This is a genomic window from Halomonas nitroreducens, assembly GCF_003966155.1.
In the GTDB taxonomy this organism is placed as follows: domain Bacteria; phylum Pseudomonadota; class Gammaproteobacteria; order Pseudomonadales; family Halomonadaceae; genus Halomonas; species Halomonas nitroreducens.
Genome location: NZ_RXNS01000005.1, coordinates 164,490 through 187,192 on the forward strand (window position 1 = coordinate 164,490; position 22,703 = coordinate 187,192).

Here is a 22,703-nt window from a genome sequence, read left to right on the forward strand (position 1 = left end):
AATGCCCGATGTCGAACCCATTGACCATCGTGATGTACCACTACGTGCGTCCGCTGCACAGGAGCCGCTATCCCGAGCTCAAGGCGCTGGAACTGTCCTGCTTCCGCGGTCAGCTCGACTTCATCGGCCGCCATTATACGGTCGTCGACATGGAGCAGGTAATCGCTGCCACACGGGGCGAGCCGCTGCCACCTCGGCCCCTGCTGCTGACCTTCGATGACGGCTATCGGGACCATTACGAGCATGTGGTGCCGCTGCTGGTGGAAAGGGGCTGGCAAGGCAGTTTCTTCCCGCCGGCATGTGCGGTGCGTGAGGGCAGGGTGCTCGACGTCAACAAGGTCCATTTCACCCTCGCCAGCGTCGAGGAGCCGGGGTGCCTGGTCGAGGCAATCTTCGCGGCGCTGGACGAGCATCGCGGCGAGCATGACCTGGCCGACAATGCCGCCTACTTCGGGACCTATGCCCACGAGAGCCGCTACGACGGCCCTGAGGTCACCTTCGTAAAACGGATGTTGCAGAAGGGATTGCCCGACGGCCTGCGGGAACGGGTCATCGAACGTCTGTTCCGCCGTTTCGTGACCACCGACGAGGCTGACTTCGCGGCCGATCTTTACATGAGCGTCGATCAATTGCGCGAAATTCACGCGATGGGTATGTGTATCGGCAGTCACGGCGATCGGCATCGTTGGTTGAACACCCTGCCTGGTGAATGGCAGCGCCAGGAGGTCGACGCCAGTCTGGCGTTTCTGGGCGAATTGGGGGTGCCACGACACGATTGGGTGATGTGTTACCCCTATGGAGGTTATGACGACGGCTTGCTGGCGATGCTGCGTGAGCGTGGCTGTGCGCTGGGGCTGACCGTGGAAGTCGACCTGGCCGATGTCTGGCGCCACGATCCGCTGCGGCTGCCACGGGTGGATACCAATGACTTGCCGGCACAGGCCGATGCCGTTCCCGGGGAGTGGGCTTGGGTGGCAGCCTCTTCGAGCCGCTGGGGAGCGGGAGTCTCGTCATGATGACGTTGCTCAGGGATCTGACCCCCCTCAATCGGGTGATCTGTTCCCGCGACATGGATGTCACCGTGGCCTACCTGAAGGAGCGCTTGCCGTTCCAGGAGCATACCTATCCCGCCGACGTACCCTATAACGGCTGGGTGATCCCGCCAAGCTGGGACGTCAGGCGGGCGCAGATCATCCACCGGGGACGCGTGATCTATGACGGTCGTCACCATCCGCTGGCGGTGATATCGCTCTCGACCTCGTTCGAGGGCACGGTTGACCGCGAGGAGCTGCGACGCCATTTGCATTATGACCATCGCTATCCGGACGCCATCCCGTTCCATTTCCGGCAGTTGTTCCGCAGCTGGCAGCGCGACTGGGGGTTCTGCGTTCCGCAGACCTTCTACGATGAGCTGGCCGAGGGCGATTATGAAGTGATCATCGAGACGGAGGAGGGCGCGGGTACCCTCAAGGCGCTGACCCTCGACTTGCCCGGACGCACCAGTGATACCGTCGTCTTCGGTGCCAACCTGGATCATCCCGGCGTCGCCAATGACGGCCTGTCGGGGGTGGCGGTGGGCATCGCCCTGTTCGAGGCGCTGATACGGCGTCGGGAGCCGGCCCGATTCGGCTACCGGCTGGTGCTGGCGCCGGGGATCATGGGCAACGAATACTATCTTGGACACTTGCCTCGCGAGCAGCGCGAGTGCCTGCTCGAGGGGGTGATGCTGGAGATGCTCGGTTCATCCACCGAGCTGACGCTGCAGTTCTCCCGGGGACAGCAGTCCAACCTCGAGCTCGCCCTGGCCGCGGTACTGGAAAGGCGAGACTGCCGCCACCGTACCGGCGCATTCGCCCGCTGGCTGATCAATGATGAGTACATCTGGGAGGCCTATGGCATCCCGATGGCCTCGCTCTCGCGCTATCCGTATCCCGAGTACCACTGTGATCGCGACAGCGTCGAGCGGATCCGGCCCGAGCGCCTCGAGGAGGCGGTCGCGGTTCTGCAAGAGGCGGTCGAGTTGCTCGAGTCGGGAGCGGTGGTCCGCAAGCGCTTCACCGGCAACATCTGCCTGTCACACCCCGATTACGATCTCTACGTCGATCCCGGGCAGGTGGCCTTCGGCGACGTTCCAGACGAGCGGCGCCGAAAGCTGCGCCAACTGATGGAGCTGGTGCCCACCTTGACGCGACCCACCGGAGTGGCCCTGCTGGCCGAGCGGGTGGGCCTGCCGGTCTCGACGGTCGAGGAATACCTCGGCGAGTGGGCCCGGCGCGGCCTGGTGGAGTTGTCATGAACAGTCGATACGCCGGCATCATGGCAATGCCTGCGGCCATGAAGCAGCGGACCGTCGGGGTGATTGTCTCGACACCCCTGCAATACTTGAACGCCCTGGAGCTGGTCGAGGAGCTGGCGTGTCGGGAGCGTTACTTAGCAATACAGGAAGCGTTCTACAACCTTCTCGATTTCGCCGATCTCCCCGGATTCGCCAGCTGGCGGCGCGTGGAGGTGGTGCCGGCCGGCACGCAGTTGCCGGAGCAGCGCGCCGGTCGCTATGTGCGCTGCCTGGTCGATCTGCTCACAGATCGGCAGGCCCATCGCCGGATCGGCCTCATGCTCGAGGATTGGCCGCCGCTCGAGCTGGTGGTCATCGGCAATCCCTACGAGGTCATCCATCAGGACTTCGCGGCCCAGAGCGCAGCGGACGAACTGCTGATCTGCGACGACGGCACAGCGAGCGCGGTCTTCGATCCCGCCGTCAATTCGCGCAGCCGCCAGCTGCGCAAGCGCATGATCGGCATTCGGCATGATCCGCTGGCACATGCTTGGTGGTACACCGCCTATCCGCAGGGGCGCAGGCAGCACCGCCTGCTGCTGAATACCTACTCCTATCTGCGCGCGCAAGTGTCGCGACGCTATGACAGCTCGCGGGGCGCCGACGATATCTGGTTCCTTGGCCAGCCACTGGTCGAATTCGGCGTGATATCCGCCACGGCCTACGCCGAGCTCATCCGCAGCATCGCCACGAACGTCTATCGAGGACGTCGGTTGCGCTACCTGCCCCATCCGCGAGAGTGGCCCACCTGCCTCGGCAGCCTCGCCGCCGCCGCGGGGATCGAGCTGGCCAAGCGCTCGGGACCGGTCGAGATCGAGCTGATTCGCTGTGAATGCCCGCCGGCCAGGGTCGGGATGCTCTACTCGAGCGCCTTCCAGACCTGTCATACGATTTTCGCCGGCGCGGTTCCCTTCGATGTCTTTGAACCCGATGAGAGGCAGCTGAAGCCTTGCAATGGGGAGACTCGCATCATGCGCGATTGCTATGCCTATTTCCGCGCGCATGTCAGAGACCCGCATCGCTTCTTTCATCAGGACGCCGCGCTCGACTGGGCGCAGGCGGGGACCGAGCAGGACGACTTGCTGGGGGAGAACGCATGAAGATCGGCCTGGTGGTTGCGCGGCTCGAGCAGGGGGGGGCCGAGCGCCAGCTGATGCGCCTCGCCGCGGGACTGGCACAGCAGGGCCACCGGGTGGAGGTGCTCTGCTACCGGGGCGCGTCGGCATTCGACGCGGAGCTCGTGGCTCAAGGCGTGGTGGTGCGCACCGCCGAGGCCAGCAGTCGCCTGGAGAGCATCGCGTTGACGCGACGCTGGCTGGACGCGTTCGCTCCCCAGGTTGTGCACGCCTTCATGAAACGGGCCTCCGGCGTTGCCGTCCTGGCCCGGCATGCGCGGATGCCGTGCCGGGTGTTGGTGAGCGACTTCTCTACCGCCACCTATGGACGGCGCAAGCCGTCGCTGTGGATCGCGCTGTGTCTCTTTGGGTTCGCCGATGGAGTGGTCACCGAGACCGACATGAATCGTCGCAGCCTCGAGCGCCTGGCTCCCTGGCTGCGCGGACGCGTGGCCGTGGTGCGCAATGGCCTGGATCTGGCGCGCTTTCAGCCACCGCCCACCTGCCTGCCGACATCCCCCCTGCGATTCTGTGCAGTGGGGAGCGCCTATGCCGTCAAGAACCCGGAACGCGTCGTCGAGGCCGCCGGGCGGGTATACCGGCGTTGTGGCGCGGTGTTCCGGCTCGATTGGTATGGACGCCTGGGGCTGGAGGGCGACCATCACCCATCGGCGGCCTATCGCCGTGCCCGGGGGCTGGCCGAGCGGCTGGGTATCGCGCGGCTGGTCACCTTCCATGGCGAGACACGCGATGTCGAGCGAGCGTACCAGGGGGCCCACGTGCTGATTCATGCGTCGCTTCAGGAGGGGTTTCCCAATGCCGTGGCAGAGGGCATGGCCTGCGGTTTGCCACTGCTGGTCGGGCGGGTGTCCGACCTGCCGATGATCGTCGAGCGCGCCGACAACGGCTTCGTCTTCGACGAGACCGATCCCGAGTCGATCGCCGACGCCATGGAGCGGATGCTGCTGACCGCGCCGGACGAGCGTCAGCGGATGGGGCGGCAGTCCCGGCGCCTGGCCATTGACTGGTTTCACCAGGCGCGCTTCATCGATGATTACCTGAATCTCTATACGGATATGCTGGGGAGCGAGAATGTCCGTCGACTGGGTTGACCTGGCCCGGCGCTGGGTGCCGCGCGATCTCCGGCGTGCCGTGCAGCATCACGTCTCGCTGACGGAGGTCAAACGTCGCTACTTCGCCCGGCGCGACCCGCTGTCCGGTGTGACCGCCGGCGACGTCAACCGCTACGGCAGCCCGGTGCGCGTCGGCATTTTCAAGAACCGCGTTCAGCGGCATACCCACTACGTGCGTGCCTGTCAGGAAATGGGCGTGCCGTTCCGGGTGATCGACATCGCCTGTGACGACTGGTTCGAGCGGGTCGGGGCCAGCGGCTGCGGGCTCTTCTTGGCCTGGCCGGACGCCAGCCTGGGGCCTTACGCGCGGCTCTACAAGGATCGCTGCGCGCTCATCGAGCAGGCGCTGGGGTTGCCTGTAATGCCCGGCGTCGCCGAGGCCTGGATGTACGAGGACAAGATCCGTACACGCGACTGGCTGGTGGTGCATGGCATCGCTCACCCTCGGACCTGGATCTTCTTCGACGTTGCCGAAGCACGCCGTTTTGCACTCGACTGCCCGTTGCCGATCGTCTTCAAGACCCGTTTCGGCGCGGCGGCCTGCGGCGTGCGCATCGTGCATCGCCGCCGGGACCTGATGCGGATCGTCAGGTGCGCCTTCGCCGGGGGGCACGTCCCGGCCGGTCATGACAGGCGCGATCGCGAGTGGGGGAGCCTGCTGCTGCAGGAATACCTGCCCGAGGTGCGCGAATGGCGCATGGTGCGCATCGGCGACTCCTATTTCGGCCATCTCAAGGGCAGCGTGGGAGGGCTACACAGTGGCTCCGGGCGGGTGGAGTGGGCGCCACCGGAACACCGCCATCTCGAGCTGCTGCACGCGATCACCGAAGCGGCGGGATTCCGCAGCATGGACATTGACCTCTTCGAAACGCCGGATGGCACCCTGCTGGTCAACGAGCTGCAGACCATCTTTGGCGCCAGCGTCAGCATCGACCAGCTGCGCCTGGATGGCAGGCCCGGCCGCATGGTACGCGACGGCGCCGATGGGTGGCGCTTCGAGGCTGGTGACTATGCCCGTAACGCCTGTGCCAATGAACGTCTGCGCTACGCCTTGGAGCGATACCGTCATGAAAGAGCTCATTAGAGACCTGGCCAGTCGCGGCGTGGTGGGCGTCGGCCTCAGCGCCCTGGGACGGCGGCTGAGGCGCGACGAGGGGACCATGATCCTTTATGGCCATCGTTTCCGTGACGATGACGAGGGCTACCTGCAGGGATTGAATCCGGCCTGGTTCGAGGCCCAGCTGGCCTACCTGACCCGTCATTACGAGATCATTCCGCTGTCGACCCTGGTTGGCTGCCTGGAGCAAGGCCGTGCCGTACCGGCCCGATCCGTGGTGCTGACCATCGACGATGGCTTTCGCGACAATCTGGAGCACGCCTTTCCGCTGCTGGAACGTTATCGTGTCCCGGCGACTATCTTCGTGGTGACGCGGTCGCTGACCACCGGTGAGTTGCCCTGGTCGGAGCGTCTGGGTGTGCTCTTCCAGCGCACGCGGGTACCGGCGATAACGCACCCCCTGCTGGGGGGGCGACCCTGGCCCCTGACCCGCCCCGTGCAGCGTCGCGCCGCCTGTCAGCGCGTCAAGGCGGGCATCGTCACCCGAGGCCGCGAAGATCGGGATGCCGTGATCGAGACGCTGGCGGAACGGCTGGGCATCGAGCCCCCCAGCGACCGCATGCTTAACTGGGACGACGCCCGTCTGCTGCAGGCCAATGGCATCGAGATCGGTGGCCATGGCTACTCGCATGCCCTGCTGGGGCGCGTCTCGCTTGCCGAGGCCCGGCGCGAGATTGCCCGCTGTCGGGCGGATCTGGAGCACTTCCTCGGGCTTCAGGCAGCGTCGTTCTGCCTGCCGGGGGGCAGCTACACCGATGCCGTCGTCGAGGAGGTCAGGAAGCGTGGCTTTCGCTCCTGCTTTCGCCCTGACTATCACAAGCGTTACAACCATTCCGCCAACGCCGATCCCTTCACGCTGGCGCGCTGGGGGCTGCCCAATGCGCCCGGCCACCATCTGGAAGCCGAACTCGACGGTCCTTTCCACGGCATGCGGCGCTGGCTTCATCGGCTGTCGCTATCGCCGCGCCCCCTGTGAGACGCCTGCCATGCCTCCCCTGTTCATCATCGAACACGAGCGCCGACCGACGCTGTTGCTGCTACTGGCCGGCCTGTTCATCTTCGTCTCGCTGTTCGACTATCATCAGCTCACCAGCCTGCCGCTCTTGAGGACCCCCTCCGCGCCGATCGGAATCATTCTGGCGCTGGCATTCACGGTGTCCCGGGCGCTGAGCTACCGTCTCTACACGGGCCCCCAGACCTGGCTGTTCCTGCTGATCGGCGCGACCCTGCTGGCAGAGATGTTCCGGTTCCTGTCCCAGGATGCCTGGCAGTTCCGCTTCTACCTGCAATGGCTGCAGATCTTCATCCTGTTCATCATCCTGCTCGACCTGGCGAAGGATCCCCGGGCGTTGCATCTCCTGTGGGGTAGCGTGGTCATGGCAGCGCTCTTCCTGGCGCTGCTGGCGCTGACCGCGGGCATCGAGTCGTCCAATGGTCGCAGCGGCTACGAGGAAATCGACCTCAACCTCCAGGCCTACCTGTTCACCCTGGGGCTTATCACCCTGATCTGGCTGCTGCTGGAAAAGCTCAAGTCGCTGCGACTTTGGCAGCTCCTGGCCGGGATCGTCGGCGTGGCGATACTCCTGCTGAGCATTCTCAAGACCGGCAGCCGCGGTGCTTTCCTGGCCATGTCGGCTGGCGTGGTCGTACTGCTGTGGTTTAGTGCCAGGCAGCGTAATACCGCGGCCTACGCCTATCTGCTGCCACCCTTGTTGCTTCTGGTCGTGTGGCAGGTGACCACCAACGACCTGGTACTCGAACGCCTCTTCAATACCGTGGCCGGTCAGGAAGACAACAGTCGACTGGATATCTGGCGTGCTGCGGGATATATGCTGGCCGAGCAACCGTTGATCGGGCACGGGCCCGACTTCATGCAGAAGCTGGGCGGGAATAATCACACCGGCACGGGGATCAATTCGCACAACAGCTATCTGCAGATTCTGCTGGCCTTCGGCATTCCGGCGTTCCTGTGCTGGCTGGGTATGCTGGGATCCGTATTGTGGCGATGCTGGCGGCTACGCCACACCCCTTTCGGCGCACTGTTTCTCAGCGCGATGGCTGTCACCTGCCTGTTCGGCATGACCATCGACCTGGCCTTCAATCGTTTCTTCTGGGTAACGCTGGCGCTGGCAGCCAACGTGGAGGTCTATCACTGGCGCCCCGGCTTCCCTCCTGTCGCCCCGGCGGCGACCCGCTGGGCACGGCAACACTGAATGCCATGGCAAGGGTAGGGTCGCCCGGACGCTGCCCGGCGCCGGACCGCTCGCGAAATTCACCCGGCATGGTGGGAACTTCCGGGAGACGTTCGATCCTCCGCCAAGGAGTCACACATGGACTTACTGTACCTGCATCAGTACTTCAACACCCCCGACATGAACGGCAGCACGCGATCCTGGGAACTCGCTCGACGCCTGGTCGACCGCGGGCATCGGGTGCGAATGCTGACTTCCTGGCGCGAGAATGACGGCTCCAGGGACTGGTTCGTTACCGACGAGGCGGGCATCGAGGTGCACTGGTTGCCCGTACCCTATGACAACAATATGGGCTACCCACAACGCCTGCGCGCCTTCGGCCGTTTCGCCATCGGCGCCGCACGCCGTGCCGCGAGTCTTTCCGCCGATCTGGTGTTTGCCACCAGCACGCCGTTGACCATCGCGCTGCCTGCCGCCTATGCCATCCGGCGCCAGCGTTGTCCGATGGTGTTCGAGGTGCGCGACCTCTGGCCCGAGATGCCGATCGCTGTGGGGGCGCTGCGCCATCCCCTGCTGATTCGTCTGGCCCGAGAACTGGAGCGCTTCGCCTATCGAAACGCCGCTCGAGTGGTGGCCCTTTCCCCCGGCATGCGTGATGGGGTGGTGGCGACGGGATATCCGCCGGAACGTGTCAGGGTCATCCCCAACAGCTGCGATCTCGCACTGTTCGATGCGAGCCCAACGACGGCTCGGAGTTTCCGCGACCTGCACCCCGAGCTTGGCGAGCGACCGATACTGCTGTATGCCGGCACCCTGGGCAGGATCAACGGCGTCGACTACCTGGCGCACCTGGCTGCGGCGCTGGGGGCGCAAGGGACGCCGCTCAATGTCGTGATCATCGGCGACGGGGCGCAAGGCGAACAGGTCCGGGACACCGCCAGGCGGTTGGGAGTGCTTGATCGCCACCTGTTCATGTATCCCATGTGCTCCAAGCAGGGCATCGTCGCCGCCTTCGCCGCGGCGGAAATGGCGATTTCCTGCTTTGTCGACCTGCCGGAGATGGAAAAGAACTCGGCAAACAAGTTTTTCGATGCCCTGGCCTCGGGCACGCCGGTCGCCATCAACTATGGGGGCTGGCAGGCGGAACTGATCGAACGCCACGATATCGGCCTGCGGCTCAGCCGTGATCCCCGTCGGGCCGCCAAGCAGCTTGAGGCCTGGTTTGCCGATGCGGCACAACAGGCGCGCGCCGGTGCCAAGGCCCGGGAACTGGCCCGCACGCGCTTTTCCCGCGATCACCTGGCCGACGAACTGGAGGCCGTGCTGCAGGAGGCGCTGGATGAGCGCCAGGCCAACCAGCGTCAGCATCAGTTGTGAGAGGCGTTGTCATGCGGATATGCTTGATCGGTAACCTGGGCGGACAGACGCCGGGGCAGGATGGCCAGATCCTGCGTACTCGTCTGGTAGCCAGCGAGCTGCGCAAACGACTGGCCTCGGGAGACGTGCGATGCATCGACACGCATGCCGTGCGCCACCATATCCTCGCCACGCTATCAAGGATCCAGCTTGGCTTTAGGGGCGCCGACCACGTCATCATCATGCCCGCCGAGCGTGGGCTCCGCTACCTGTTGCCGTTCTATCTCTACTGGCGGTGGCGTCATGCCGTACCGGTACACTATCTGGTGATCGGGGGCTGGTTGCCTACCTTTCTCGTGCACCGCCCACGGCTGAGGAACGGCCTGCGCCGTCTGGACAGTCTTCACGTGCAGAGCCGCCGTATGGTCGAGCTGCTCAGGCATCAGGGGTTCGACAACCTGCACTGGCTGCCCAATTTTCGGGACTTTCCCGGGCAAGGCCCGGTGTCGGAAGAAATTGGCGCCCCGCTCCGGCTGGTGTTCCTGTCACGCATGATTCCCGCGAAGGGAGCGGGTCTGGCCATCGCCGCCGTGGAGGCGCTCAATGCCGCCGGCAAGCATCCCCGCTGTGCCCTCGACCTTTATGGCCCGGTGGCCGATGTCGATCGGGACTGGCTGGAGCGACTCCTGCAGGGCCGCGGCGATGCCATCAACTACCGTGGCGCCCTGGCGGCGGATGCTGTCATCACCACCCTGAGTCGTTACGACGCCTTGCTCTTCCCGACCCAGTATGACGGCGAGGGCTTTCCCGGGGTGATCGTGGAGGCCTACGCCGCCGGCCTCGCCGTGATCGCCACAGACTGGCAGGACAACGCTGAGGTCGTGATCGACGGGATCACGGGCCTGCTGTTCCCCCCTGGTGATGCCGAAGCCCTGGTCCAGTGCCTGGACGGGCTGAACCGCGACTACGAGGCCCTGCTGGCCATGAAGGCCGCCGCCCGGGAAGCGGCCGCCGCTTACCACGTGGACGAAGTCATGCCCGCGCTGCTGGCCACCCTGGCCGAGACCGATCAGACCCTCTGTGACGGTGTCCAGGGGATGTCACAATGAGCGGCCTGATGGGGGGCGTGCACCTCGGCGCGCCGCGTCGTCAGCTCGAACTCGCGGCGGCGAGCCTGCTGCATGGCACCCATGCCTCGGCGCAATGGTTGCCGGGTGGTGGCCCGGTCGAGCTCGGCGGCCTCGACTGGACCGCCAGCCCCGGGCAGTTGTCCTGGCACGACGGTCATGGGGTACGGCTGATCCTGCATGGCAGCGTCATACTCGAGGGGCGGTGCTGTGATGCCCGCACCCTGGTGGAGCGCTATCTTCAGCGAGGGCTGGATGGCCTGCTGAGGGGGGAGGGCAGCCATGCCATCGTGCTCTGGGATGTCCGGCAAGGCAGCCTGTGGCTGTTCACCGATCCTATCGGCAGCGTGCCGCTGTGCTATGCCTGGCGGCACGGACGGCTGGCCTTCGCCCCGGAAGCCAAGGCGGTGCTGCGGTTGCTGGGCGAGACGGCCCGGCTGGATCGCCAAAGCACTCTGCAGTTTCTGATGAACCGTTACCTGATCGGCAACCGCACGATGTTCGAGGGCATCACGCGCCTCGGCCCGGGGGAACTGCTGCACTGCCAGCCGGCGTCAGGGCTGCTCGAGCGTCGGCGCTACTGGGACCTGCGCTTTGAATCCCGGATCCAGACGCAAAACGAGGCGGTGGAGACCCTGGACGCGGCCCTGGCCTGTTCGCACCGTCGGATGCTCGACGACCTCGGTGACCACGATCGCTACCAGCTCTTTCTGACCGGCGGCCTCGATTCCCGGGGAATCCTGGCCTACACACACCGCCTCGGTCATCTGCCCGCGCGGGCGCTGACCTGGGCGGCCAGGGACGACCTGCCGCTCTCTGACCCCGATCTCGCCCGCCGTCTGGCCGGGGCGTATGGCGTGGACTTCGATGTCTGCCGGCTGGACGGGAACCGCTGGGTCGACCATGCCCGCGACTGGTGTCGGATCAGTGAACTGCTCTGCGACAACGCCAGCAGCTTTGCCAGCCACTTGCAGGCCTTCGATGCCTGGCAGGCACACCAGGGCCGTTTCGTCGTCCTCGGCGACCAGGCCTTCGGCGCCGGCCCCCTGCCGGGAGGACACGATGAGGCCATCGATAACATCCTGCGTCAGGCCCGGCAGGCGGCACGCGACCCCTTGCCCCACCTGCTTGCTGCTTCGGCGTTGCAGGAGACGCGGCAGTGCTTCGCCGGCGAGCTCGAGGCCTTGATCGCCGCAGGCCCCAATGATGATCCCAAGGACATCCAGGACTACCTCTATTTTCACACCTATATTGCGCGATGGATCCTCGCGCCGGGCAATTTCAAGAGCCCCATGTTCAGCGTCCGTCGCCCGATGTTGACGATCGGGGTGATGGAGGCGGTTAGCCGACTGGCCCCGCTGTGGCGAGTCGACAAGGCGGCCTATGTGGCGCTGTTGCGACAGCGCTTTCCTGAGCTCGGCGCCATACCGGTCACCGCGGTGGATGCTGGCATCGACTGGGCCGGCCTCATGCGCCAGGCGAGCCCCTTGAGGCAGGCGCTGCTGCCCCGCCTGGACCCTGAGCGCCTCGCCGGGCTACCACTGGCCGAGGACATCGATGCCGATGGTCTGCGCCGTTTCGTCGCGTCATTTTTCGCGGGTCCGTCGGTGGCCGGCGACCGCGGTTCCCCGTGGCAGCGGCACCTGTACGACCTGCGCCGCCGGATCAGCCGATCGCCACGGCTCGCGCGCTCCGTCAGGCGCATTCAACCCCTGGTCATGCGCCTGACGGGCCTCCAGGCGCAACAGCGGGCGATGGCCCATCACCAGGTGCTGATGCGACTCGCCCTCTTGACACTGCTGCAGGACTGCCTAGAGGCGGGGGACTTCGATGGTCGTCACGGCGATGCCGGGCTCGAGGAGCGGCTGCAGGCGGGACGAGTGCAGTGCCTCGAACCTCGACAGAGCGCCTGAGGGCCGGCCGAGCCCGAAGAGGAGACGTACGGTGCGAGAGAACGACTATGCCGGCTTCCTCGCGGCCGCCGGCCATCGCGTGGTACATCTGGAAGGGGTCGACTGGTATGCCTATCAGGGCTTCATGATGCCCGCCTACCTGCCCCACGCCACGCCAGAGATCAGTCGCGACCATGCCCGGCGCCTCCAGTCCCTCGCGCGCTGTCCCTTCGTGCGCTGGAGCGAGGGGTTCACGACTGCTGCGGAGGGGCCCTGGTGGTACGTGATTCGTCGCGGACCCTATTCCTTGCAGCAATGCAGCGCCAACACCCGCAGCAAGATTCGCCGGGGGATGAAGCGCCTGACCGTGCGCCGCGCCACCCTCGACGAAATGCGGGAACAGGGTCACAGCGTCTGCATCAGGGCCGCGGAACGTTACGACGGCGTCGGGGTGGCCACCGTGCCCCGACCGGAAGAGTTCGCCGACCGTCTCGGAGCCGCCGCGACCTACCCGGGGGTAGTGGAATACTATGCCGTCTTTCGCGGAGATCGCATGGTGGCTTTCGCCGAGAATCACCTGCAGGCCCAGGCGGCCTTCTGGGAGAACATCTGGTACGACCCGGAGGCGCTGCGCGATTACAGCAGTTATGCCCTCACACATGTAATGCTCGAGGACTATCTCAACAGGCGCGGCTACCGCTATGTCACCGATGGCAGCCGCTCACTCTATCACCAGACACGGGTACAGCAGTTCTTCATCGACAACTTCGGCTTTACCCTCCAATACGCCCGTCTGCAGGTGGTCTATGGTCCCGCGTTCGGATGTCTGGTGAACACTGCCTACGGGCTCCGGCGTTGGCTGCTACCCGCCATCGTTCCCCGGATACCCGCCGTCCAGAAGGCCAAGGCGATCCTGGCCCAGGAAACCATTCGTCGTAGCTGTCGCTGACCGGCAGCAGAGGCATCCTCCCCCGGTATGCACGGGTCGGCCGACACAGCCCGGACCATCTGGTCGGCCATGACAGCATGGGTGGCATCGTGGGCTTCATCGAAGCCGTCCGGACAGGCCTGGACCGCCCCCCCCACCGGGCAGAAGGCGATACCAGCTGTCGCGATCATGGAGCGAGTTGATGGTCCAGGCCTGGATGTCAGAGCGGGACGCCAGACAGCCGGCGCGGGTTGCCCGCCCGGTTCTCGATCCACCACGGAGTGAGCATGCAGGATGGGGATTTACATGGGCGGACAAGCGCCTCTCCCAGGCTTGAGTGAACGGCAACAGCTGCAGAAGCGATGCTTTGATATCACTTTCGCCTCGATCGGCCTGGTAGCCCTGGTCTGGCTCATCCTGCTGGCGTATCTGGTCGCCAGCCTGGATACCCGCAGCCATGGGCTCTTCGCTCAACAGCGAGTGGGGCGAGGGGGCAGGCTCTTCACCCTGTACAAGATCAAGACCATGCGGCCCCGAGCCCATATCCACACCACGGTCACGGCCGCCAACGATCCACGTATCACCCGTATCGGCCGCTTGTTGCGCAGGACCAAGATCGATGAATTGCCGCAACTGTGGAACGTGTTGATCGGTGACATGAGCTTCGTGGGGCCCCGTCCCGACGTGCCTGGATTCGCCGATCGACTAGGAGGCGAGGCCTTGGCCATCCTCAGCGTGCGACCCGGCATTACCGGACCTGCGACGCTACGCTTTCGCGGAGAAGAAGAGCTGCTCGCCAAGCAACCGGATCCTGATACCTACAACCGCACCGAAGTGTATCCCGAAAAAGTGCGCCTCAACCTGGAATATCTGCGCCATTGGGGCCTGATGCAGGACGTGCGGCTGATATGGGACACTCTGGTCGGCTAGCCCGATTCCGGTATGGCATCCCACCTTCCGCTTGCAGAGCATTCAAGGATACCCCGTGCGCCGTGGCCCCATTTCACCCTGGCCTGGCTACATCCGGGAAGAGATCCATGTCATTTCCAAGATACCGGGAGCTAATCGCGTCAAGTAGCAGAGTGGCGGTGAGGGGCGCCGCTGTGAAAGGGGGCGCCCAGTTCCACGGCAGCGAATACTTCCTTGGCTCCAATGGCACCATGCCGCTGCACTGGCACCGAGGGGGCTCGGCAAGGCGGGATGGGGCGCGAAGAGATATCGCTAGAAGGTCTTCATGCCCCTCGGGCTGAGCCCCGAGCCACATCCGTGTCTCATAAAGCTGGGAAAGATCAGTCAGTCATGGTGAACCCGTCCCAGTCCAACCGAAGGGGCAACCGTACAGGTCTGGCACCATCTTGGGTCAGGCGATGCGCTTGCCGGTAGTCTCCTTCCTGAATTCAATCAGAAGCCAGAAAAAGCACTATCTATATGTAGCGCTCTTAAGGGAAACAGAAAAGTTTCTCATGATCCTCTTTCTGTCGATAGAGGTGTTCCATGAATCAGATAGGTGAACCAGCTCCTTGCCCGCTAGAGCCTCTTAGCGAAGGAGAGATTGTTGATGCTTGGAAAAGTGAAGACGTTGTTGTAAGCATTCTATGTCCTGCTTATCAGCATGGCAGTTTCATTGAAGATGCCATCAAGGGGTTTTTAGCACAGAGAACAAGTTTCAGGTATGAGATTATTATTCGGGATGATTGTTCTCATGATAACACTCAAGAAGTGATAAGGAAGTATGAGAAAGCATACCCAAAGATAGTGAAATCAAGAATTGAGAATAAAAACACATGGCCAAATATCAAGGCATTGCCTGTGCTCCTGGGGATGGCAAAGGGGAGGTTCATAGCTATATGTGAAGGAGATGATTACTGGATCGATGACCTTAAATTGCAAAAGCAGGTGGATTTTTTACGCCAGAACCGGAATGTCTCATTGCTCAAGACGAGAGCTTTGGCGGTGGAGGATGGTGTTATTATCTCGCCGTTGTTAAGCGGGGGGACAAGGACGTTCATGTACCCTTCCAGTATAGAAGTTCCCGAGCAGCTTTCTTCTCGATGTTATTTTGGGGATACCGTATTGCAGGCTATCCTGCAACAGCAAGGTGAGGTGTGTACGCTTGAAGATATTACTGCGGTATGGAGAAAGCATTCGGGGGGGGTCTGTGGAGGCTTGCTTGAAAGCAATGCGGAGTTTCTCAATCTGCAGCGCTCACAAACCAATTTTTGGATTGCGCAATACTTTTATGAACAAGGAAACAGTAGAGAGGCGCGAAAGCATATGGTGCGCAGCTTGAGCTGTATAGCGCAAAATAATGTCAACGACAGGAAACGTGTAATAGCATCATTTTGCCTGGGTTTTTTGATTTCTTCCTCCAAGAACCTTGTCAGGCCATGGCTTAAAGGCCTAAAAAGTGGATAGTCCATGTCGAGCTGAGATTGAATGAGTTGGTGATTATGGCAACAGTAAGTGTTGCAAGGTGACATTATGTCTCGTAATGAACTGGAAACTGTCAGCAGTTATTTGTTCTCTGCCATGGATGATGTCGGTGTAAACTATGTAAAGCATTCTTCACTTCTTCCCCCTTCTGACATGCCATGGGGGAATGATATAGATGTGGTGATTGACAATAAAAGCAAAAAAGATTTTTTAACATTGATGAATAAGGTGAATGCTGAAAAGTCAAAAAAGGCATATCCTGCATATATGGATGTTTATGTTATGCAGGCGGGGGGAGTGAGTGTTCCCATAGATGTGCTGTGGGGGTTGGTAGTAGAAATGCCGGGAGGAGAGTTGTGGAAGCTGCCGATGGTCTCCAGGAATAATCGAATCAAGTTGAGTCATGGCGGTTATCGTCCGAGAGCCTCTACGATATTGATTTTTTTAGCCGCACGTTATTCTTCACTTCATAAAGGCGTGTATGATCTTTCGCAAGGGTGGTCCGACAAGAATAAGACGAAGTGGAGGCGCTATTATAAGTCTTTCTTCAGGGAGGTTGAAGGCGAGAGCATAAAAGAAATATTGGAGTTGGTTGATGGCTATGCCAGGTCGGAAAGGACTGGTGTTAACAATGAGGAATGGTTGAGCCGATTGAGGGGTCTGTTTGAAGTAAGTGATGCGTTAGATTACTTGTAGTGTAATTGTGAATCAAGCCTGGAGAGCCAATGACTAACCAGTTGGTGGTTTCAGTCGGAGCTGGTTGCGCTCAAAGGAAGTTTATTGAGAAGCTTAAGGCTCATGAATATAAAGTCGCTGCATTTGGTCGAGGAAGAAATGATCCATATGCAGTGTCTTTGTGCGATTACTTTGAGGAAATTGACACATCTAATGGCGCCGAGGCTGTTAGCTGGATAAAAAGTCTTGGAGAAAGAGTGCTGGGTGCTGGGTCTTTCTCTGGGGGAGGTGCGATAGATACCCTTCAATATATTGATCGCGCATTCTCATTGTGTACGCAAATTCCCGGAAATCTATCAGTCGGGATAGACAAGAAGGAACAGCAAAAACTTTATAAAAAAATAAAAGCGGGGCATATAGAGACCTTTTACGGGGATGAGTTTAAGGATTTAACTGTCAAAGTGAAAAAGGACAAGATGTATATTGTGAAGCCGGTTGTAGGAAGAGGAAGTTTAGGGGTTTATACGTTAAGTGGCAAGGAGGTCTTGGAAAAGATAAACGAGCAAGGCCTGCCTGGTTGTGTTGTTCAGGAATACGTTGAAGGAAAGGAATACCGGGTCTTGCTATTGGTTCACAATCGAACAATCAAGACTTTATGCCCGATAAGAAGAGAGTCTGCGGCAGGCAGCTGTCTCTTGGGGCGCTTGTCTTTTGACATGACTGCAGAAGCCTTGTTGAACCATTATTTCAAAAGCCTCCTGAGCAAAATGAATGTCGAAAACTCAATTGTGAAGGCCGATGTGCTTGTGCATGAAGGAACGGTAAAGCTCATTGAAATGGATATTGGAGTCGGCGGGGGCGTATATTTTGTGAAGTATGCCTCAGAAGTTCAAGGGTTTGACATTGTTGATGACTACATTGGCTTGATTACAGGTGGTGAGGTGAGAAATCACATGGGGCTCAGGAAAAGAGGTGAGCTCGTCATGGACTATGTTTACCATGATTACGGCGATAACGTATTGCTCCAGGACAGTTTGATAAAAAAGATGTCGGATATGTTAGGGGGGTGCTCAATACAGTTCAATCCACTTCTGAAGAACAAGGTGGGCGGGCGTCCACAGAAGAATTCAGACTTCATTTTCTGTGTCATTCATAACAATAGGCATCTGTCTAATAGCGATGTAAATCGCTTGGCCAGGCTGGCTGTCAGAGAAACTGATATCAAAGTAGGGTGAGGCTGTTAAAAAATGGACTTTGGAAACAATAAGATTCAAGCATTAGAGTTGTCAGATTCCAGCTAGTGTATTCCTGGTCGGCGTCAAGGCAATGTTAAACTTCATAAGGATGCAGCCAACAAAACCTAGTGTCGGAAAAAGGTTGCAGAGCGTTGTTTGCGCAACATGCTCGACGTCAACGGTTATGGATGCTTCGATACATCCCTCTCGGCGTATCAATTTATACCCTCTTTAGTAGAGGATGAAAATTGGTGTTGATTAATTGCTGATGGCTATTGAAAGGATTGTTATTCGAATGGTGTTGGGGCTTCATGTCCAGCGATCAAGGGCAGTATCCCTTGTGGGGAGAATCGTTAATGGTCGATAAAGCCATTGTAGTGTTTTCTGGGTTTAATCAAAGAGCAGTAATTGCTTTTTTACGTACTCTGGAAGGGAATGAAATCCCCTATGGTATAATTGCTCACTCAAGTCGAGATCCGATTTTCAAAACAGCATATAATAAAAACGTAATGGCTGTCCGTGAGTGCGAGCAACTTGAACTGTTGGACTTGCTAAGCAAGATAAATATAGTGCAACAGCGATTGGCCGCAAAAAAATATGTGATCGCTCCATCAAGTGAGTCGATTAATAGGTTAATGCTGGATAACCAAGAGGCGCTATCTCGAAAGAGGTGTGAAGTTCCCTTGGTAGATGTGGAAAAGTATGCAATGATATCTGATAAATATTCTTTTGGTGATCTTTGTCGGTATCATGGAATCTCCGTCCCCTTTGAATATGAAAGTATTTCTAGAGCAGTGTTTCCTTTTGTGGCAAAGCCAAGAAGATACACGTCTGACTCTGGCAGGGTGCATAATCCATTTTTGATTTTTGACGAGGAAGATAAAGCAGTGTTCCTGAAAGAACATTTGGAAAGTGATTTTTATTTTCAGGAATATGTTGAAGGGGATAGTTATTATCTTTTGTATTGCTTCATGAAGAAAGGCGGCGTTTCCAAGTTCTCGCAGGTCAATTTGATTCAACAGCCTAATGGCAAGTCAATAATTGCTGCACAGGATTCCAGTCTTCATCTTTCAAGCGAAAGCAAGAAATATGAGTATCTGTTCAGCAGCATTGGTTTCTACGGTTTGGTTATGGTGGAAGTGAGAAGGAAGGATAATGCCTACTACATGATAGAGGCAAATCCTCGCTTTTGGGGGCCGTCCCAACTGTTTGTCGATGCGGGTGTGAACTTGTTTGAGAGCTTACTGTATGATAACGACGTGATCAGCGCTATGCGACAAGCAGAAGTGCGACAAAATGTTAAGTATTTATGGCTTGGAGGCCTCGTGCAATCTTCAAGTATGGGGGACGTTAAGGTATTTGATAGTCATGGAGATGGCTTCCTCAAGGATTTTGCCAAGTGGTTGAAGTTTGATGTGTATAATAGAAGTGATACCCATGAGATATTTTATCAGGAACTTGGGATAGGGTGAGTAAGTATTGATCCTTACTGTTTTTATTGAATCATAGGCAAACGTTATTTCCCTGGTCTGACTAACCGATCAGGCAATTCCTAAGATGAAGTTATACTGCTGACGTTAAGGCAGATTGAAAGAGTCAATCCAAATCCTACATGATAGAGCGTTGAGACGAGGAGATTTCACGATGATCGGTTTACGTCGTATGGGCGGCTATTTCATCGGCTTGAATGTCCGTCGGCTCAAGCGGGTGGCATTTATCATGTCTGGTCACCGTGACTATCGGACCAGGAGATATTTTCCCCTGGATCTGGGGCTGGCGCCATCGGTCGACCGCATCATGGACTTCAGGAATTTCGGTTATATGCCGGTGGATCTGGGGCCCGCATTGACCTCCGAGTTGATTGCCGCGTCAGAGCGCAAGATCGGCGAGATCGGCGTGGAGGGCACCGTGCCCATCAACGGGACTCGTTTCTTTCGAGACGCGTTGCAGCAATCGGATTACGATCCCGGCTCTCCGTTCATGCGCTTTGCCCTCGACGAGTCGATTCTCAACACCGTGGGCCAGTATCTTGACTCGGCGCCGTTGATCGCTTCTATCGAGTTGATATATTCCATGCCATCGGGCGTTAGCGAAGACGACCGCAGCAAGTCCCAATGGTTTCATCGCGACCATATCGGCAAGAAGATAGCCAAACTGTTTGTCTATATCCGTGACGTGGAGAGGCAGAATGGCCCCCTCAGATTCATTCCCCTCGAGGCATCGAAGAAAGTGCCCTGGTGGCAGCAGATTCCGCACCATATCCCCGACGAGATCATGGGGAAGTACGTGGATGAGGGAGAGCTTGTGGAGTATTGCGGGGAAGCCGGTTCCGCGGTGTTCGTGGATACAGATCGGTTATTTCACTGTGGCAGCCGCTGTAGTGAGCCACGCCTGGCATTCATCGTCAATTATACCACGGGGTTCAACTATCGCGGGCGGTGCATCAGCAAACTATGGCTGCCGGAGAATACATCGGAACACCGCCTGTCGAGACTGCAGCGTCTGGCCTTGGGGCAACCCTCATAAGAGCCATGGTCATGGAATGTTGGCAAGGTTACAACCCGGACTCGTCGTCGACTTCATATGGCGTCTTGTACTTGTCTGGAAATTGAGGTGGTCGTCGGATGGCTACATTATCGATTATATCTCCTTTTCACGACTCAGTCGGCAAGTGTGAGGGTTTATTGGGGACTCTGGAAAACGTGAGTGATCCTCAAGTGGAGATCATCCTGGTGGATGATGGCTCGTCTGATGATACGCTTGCGCTTCTGGAAAGGTTCAGGGAGACCGCGTCGACCAGAACATTGGTGGTTGCTCAAGAAAACAGGGGGCCGGGCGGAGCCAGGAATCATGGATTGAAAATGGCAAATGGCGATTATGTCTGGTTCGTCGACTCGGATGATAATATCAATTTAAGTGTGATTGAAGAGATCAAGATGCTAGCGAAGGAGGAGTATGACTTTATAGACTTCAATGTTGAAGAAGGAAGTCGAGTCTGCAATACCATTGGATTGCCGCCAGGCGACTACTCAGCCGGAACGTTCGAGAAGGAGGACTTGATCGATCGGTTGGGGCGAGTGTGGGCCAAGGTGTTCAGAAGAGCATTCATCATGAATAACAATATAGCCTATCCTGAGTTTTGCATTTATGAAGACAATCCCTACGAATTTATTTATCCATTCTACGTTGAAAATTTTTACAAGAGCGCGTCAGTGGGGTATCAATATAATGAGGAATGTGTGTCGATTACTCGCGGGGGCGACAGCCTTCGCTTCTTTGACAGGATGTATACCGCCGTTTACGGATTTTCCAGGACCAAGGACATGGCATCCCAGCGAGAGAGAAAAAGGCTGGAAGAGAAGTTTGTCAGGCTTTACCTTTTCAACACTGTGGGTAGACAGATAAGAGGCCCAGCTGGCAAATGGCTGGTCGCCGCGCGGGTCATGCGGCAGTACAGGGATGTAGCCAAAGAACAGGATATAGCCCTCAAACCTCTTAGCGTCGTTTCAGGGAATTACAAATACAAGTCACTATTCATCTTTCTTTGGGCCTTTTCATTCCTGCTCCCCTGCCAAGAGGGTTATTTTCATCGAATCCGGTTCCAGGCGTGGGGGAGGCCGTTTGTGGACTCTCAGCCTGATGAATCAGCTGCGCAAACGCATCCTCTAAATTCGCATACTTGATGTGGCGCCACGTCTGATCCCTGCCGAAAGTGTGACGGTGGTTGATGACCGGGACAAGGATATTCCATTAACTGGCATGGATCACAGAGACCATCTCTTGAAAAGAGTTGATGAGTTGGTTTAGAAGCGCCAGGAGAGGGTAATGAAATGAAGGTTCTGATAACGGGGGGAGCGGGTTTTATAGGCTCTGCCGTCATTCGGCATGTCATAGAACATACCCGTAATGTCGTCATCAACGTGGACAAGCTGACCTACGCCAGCAATCTGGAATCGCTTGAATCATGCGCAGTCAGCCCTCGTTACCGCTTCGAGCAAGTCGACATCTGTGACCGCCTGGAACTGCAACGGGTATTTTCTGGGCACCAACCCGATGTCGTGATGCACTTGGCGGCGGAAAGCCATGTGGATCGTTCCATCGATAGTCCGGCCCCCTTCATCGAAACCAATATAATCGGCACCTATACAATACTGGAAGTGGCGAGGACGTACTGGCAGAACCTGAGTCAGCCCAGGAAGCAAGCCTTCCGCTTTCACCATGTCTCGACCGACGAGGTTTACGGCGACCTGAGGGGAGAAGATGGCCAGTTTTCCGAAGACACTCCCTACGCGCCGAGTTCGCCGTATTCGGCGAGCAAGGCATCCGCCGACCATCTGGTGCGTGCCTGGCAGCGAACCTTCGGTCTGCCAATCCTCGTCACCAACTGCTCGAACAACTATGGTCCCTATCACTTTCCGGAAAAGCTTATTCCCCTGATGATACTCAATGCCCTGGATGGAAAGCCGCTGCCGGTATATGGCAGGGGGCAACAAGTCCGGGACTGGCTATATGTCGAAGACCATGCCCGCGCGCTCTACACCGTCCTGAGTCGCGGCAGGGTGGGGCAGACATATAACATCAGCGGCCATGTGGAAAAAAGTAACCTGGAAGTGGTGCATGCCCTCTGCGACCTGTTGCAGGAACTGGCCCCATCGTTGTCGGGCGACGTGGTTCACTATCGTGATCTGATCACATTCGTCGATGACCGGCCTGGTCACGACCAGCGATATGCAATCGATGCTCGCAAGTTGCAGCGTGAGCTCGGTTGGCTGCCGCAGGAGACGTTCGCGTCGGGCCTGCGGAAGACCGTCGAATGGTATGTCGCCAATCCCGGCTGGTGTCAGCGGACTCTGGCGGGCTGTTACACACGCGAGCGACTCGGGCTATTGGCGTGAGCAGCGTGGACGCTATTCGCAGCGAACGGTCGTGGAGACACTGGCCGGCCTTTGGCTGTTTGTCATGGGCCCGATCGTGATGAATCGGATGGATGAGCCGTGCCATGTTGCACCGGCATCAACTCTCTGCCCCGTACTGCACGGGCAAGAGGCTACTTCATGGATGTGCCCTGCAGTGGGTACAGGGCTTCGTAACTCCCGACCTTGAACCCACCACCATGCAGAACCGTAGAGAAAGCTAGCATCGTGAAGGTGATCCGGCATGACAAC

General features: G+C 58.8%; 19 protein-coding genes. All 19 read left to right on the top strand.

Annotated elements, in window-relative coordinates:
- The first annotated feature begins 8 nt into the window (after positions 1-8).
- Positions 9-1,016, top strand: coding sequence for a polysaccharide deacetylase family protein (locus EKG36_RS07090; protein ID WP_185827498.1), 1,008 nt, complete (start codon positions 9-11; stop codon positions 1,014-1,016).
- Positions 1,013-2,296, top strand: a complete 1,284-nt coding sequence (locus EKG36_RS07095) for a DUF4910 domain-containing protein (protein WP_126482483.1) — start codon at positions 1,013-1,015, stop codon at positions 2,294-2,296. Before EKG36_RS07090 ends, EKG36_RS07095 begins: the two co-directional genes overlap by 4 nt.
- On the top strand, positions 2,293-3,435 hold the full coding sequence (locus tag EKG36_RS07100; RefSeq protein WP_126482485.1) for a hypothetical protein: 1,143 nt from the start codon (positions 2,293-2,295) through the stop codon (positions 3,433-3,435). Before EKG36_RS07095 ends, EKG36_RS07100 begins: the two co-directional genes overlap by 4 nt.
- A complete protein-coding gene (locus EKG36_RS07105; RefSeq protein WP_126482487.1) occupies positions 3,432-4,562 on the top strand; it encodes a glycosyltransferase family 4 protein in 1,131 nt (376 codons plus the stop codon). Before EKG36_RS07100 ends, EKG36_RS07105 begins: the two co-directional genes overlap by 4 nt.
- Complete coding sequence (locus tag EKG36_RS20450; RefSeq protein ID WP_185827499.1) at positions 4,543-5,667, top strand: ATP-grasp domain-containing protein; 1,125 nt, start codon at positions 4,543-4,545, stop codon at positions 5,665-5,667. Before EKG36_RS07105 ends, EKG36_RS20450 begins: the two co-directional genes overlap by 20 nt.
- A complete protein-coding gene (locus tag EKG36_RS07110; protein WP_185827500.1) occupies positions 5,651-6,676 on the top strand; it encodes a polysaccharide deacetylase family protein in 1,026 nt (341 codons plus the stop codon). The genes EKG36_RS20450 and EKG36_RS07110 overlap by 17 nt, the downstream gene beginning before the upstream one ends.
- Positions 6,579-7,913, top strand: a complete 1,335-nt coding sequence (locus EKG36_RS07115; protein WP_185827501.1) for an O-antigen ligase family protein — start codon at positions 6,579-6,581, stop codon at positions 7,911-7,913. The genes EKG36_RS07110 and EKG36_RS07115 overlap by 98 nt, the downstream gene beginning before the upstream one ends.
- 159 nt (positions 7,914-8,072) lie before the next feature.
- Positions 8,073-9,269, top strand: coding sequence for a glycosyltransferase family 4 protein (locus tag EKG36_RS07120; RefSeq protein ID WP_246007449.1), 1,197 nt, complete (start codon positions 8,073-8,075; stop codon positions 9,267-9,269).
- A gap of 11 nt (positions 9,270-9,280) precedes the next feature.
- Positions 9,281-10,357 (top strand): glycosyltransferase family 4 protein, encoded by a 1,077-nt coding sequence (locus EKG36_RS07125; RefSeq protein WP_126482495.1) that lies wholly within the window; start codon positions 9,281-9,283, stop codon positions 10,355-10,357.
- Positions 10,354-12,288, top strand: coding sequence for an asparagine synthetase B family protein (locus EKG36_RS07130; protein WP_126482497.1), 1,935 nt, complete (start codon positions 10,354-10,356; stop codon positions 12,286-12,288). The genes EKG36_RS07125 and EKG36_RS07130 overlap by 4 nt, the downstream gene beginning before the upstream one ends.
- Positions 12,289-12,319: 31 nt before the next feature.
- Complete coding sequence (locus tag EKG36_RS07135; RefSeq protein WP_185827502.1) at positions 12,320-13,216, top strand: GNAT family N-acetyltransferase; 897 nt, start codon at positions 12,320-12,322, stop codon at positions 13,214-13,216.
- Between the two features lie 285 nt (positions 13,217-13,501).
- Complete coding sequence (locus tag EKG36_RS07140) at positions 13,502-14,125, top strand: sugar transferase (protein ID WP_126482501.1); 624 nt, start codon at positions 13,502-13,504, stop codon at positions 14,123-14,125.
- Between the two features lie 564 nt (positions 14,126-14,689).
- Positions 14,690-15,610, top strand: coding sequence for a glycosyltransferase family 2 protein (locus tag EKG36_RS07145; RefSeq protein ID WP_126482503.1), 921 nt, complete (start codon positions 14,690-14,692; stop codon positions 15,608-15,610).
- A gap of 66 nt (positions 15,611-15,676) precedes the next feature.
- Positions 15,677-16,324, top strand: coding sequence for a hypothetical protein (locus EKG36_RS07150; protein ID WP_126482505.1), 648 nt, complete (start codon positions 15,677-15,679; stop codon positions 16,322-16,324).
- 29 nt (positions 16,325-16,353) lie between these two features.
- On the top strand, positions 16,354-17,538 hold the full coding sequence (locus tag EKG36_RS07155) for an ATP-grasp domain-containing protein (RefSeq protein ID WP_126482507.1): 1,185 nt from the start codon (positions 16,354-16,356) through the stop codon (positions 17,536-17,538).
- Between the two features lie 356 nt (positions 17,539-17,894).
- Positions 17,895-19,010 carry a hypothetical protein gene (locus tag EKG36_RS07160; RefSeq protein ID WP_126482509.1) on the top strand — a complete coding sequence of 372 codons (1,116 nt, stop codon included), beginning with the start codon at positions 17,895-17,897 and terminating at the stop codon, positions 19,008-19,010.
- 172 nt (positions 19,011-19,182) lie between these two features.
- Positions 19,183-20,064: a phytanoyl-CoA dioxygenase family protein gene (locus EKG36_RS07165; RefSeq protein ID WP_126482511.1), complete on the top strand. Its 882-nt coding sequence runs from the start codon at positions 19,183-19,185 to the stop codon at positions 20,062-20,064.
- A gap of 98 nt (positions 20,065-20,162) precedes the next feature.
- Positions 20,163-21,221 carry a glycosyltransferase family 2 protein gene (locus tag EKG36_RS07170; protein WP_126482513.1) on the top strand — a complete coding sequence of 353 codons (1,059 nt, stop codon included), beginning with the start codon at positions 20,163-20,165 and terminating at the stop codon, positions 21,219-21,221.
- A gap of 147 nt (positions 21,222-21,368) precedes the next feature.
- Entirely contained in the window at positions 21,369-22,433 is a 1,065-nt protein-coding gene (gene rfbB, locus EKG36_RS07175; protein WP_126482515.1) for a dTDP-glucose 4,6-dehydratase, read from the top strand.
- The last annotated feature ends 270 nt before the right edge of the window (positions 22,434-22,703 follow it).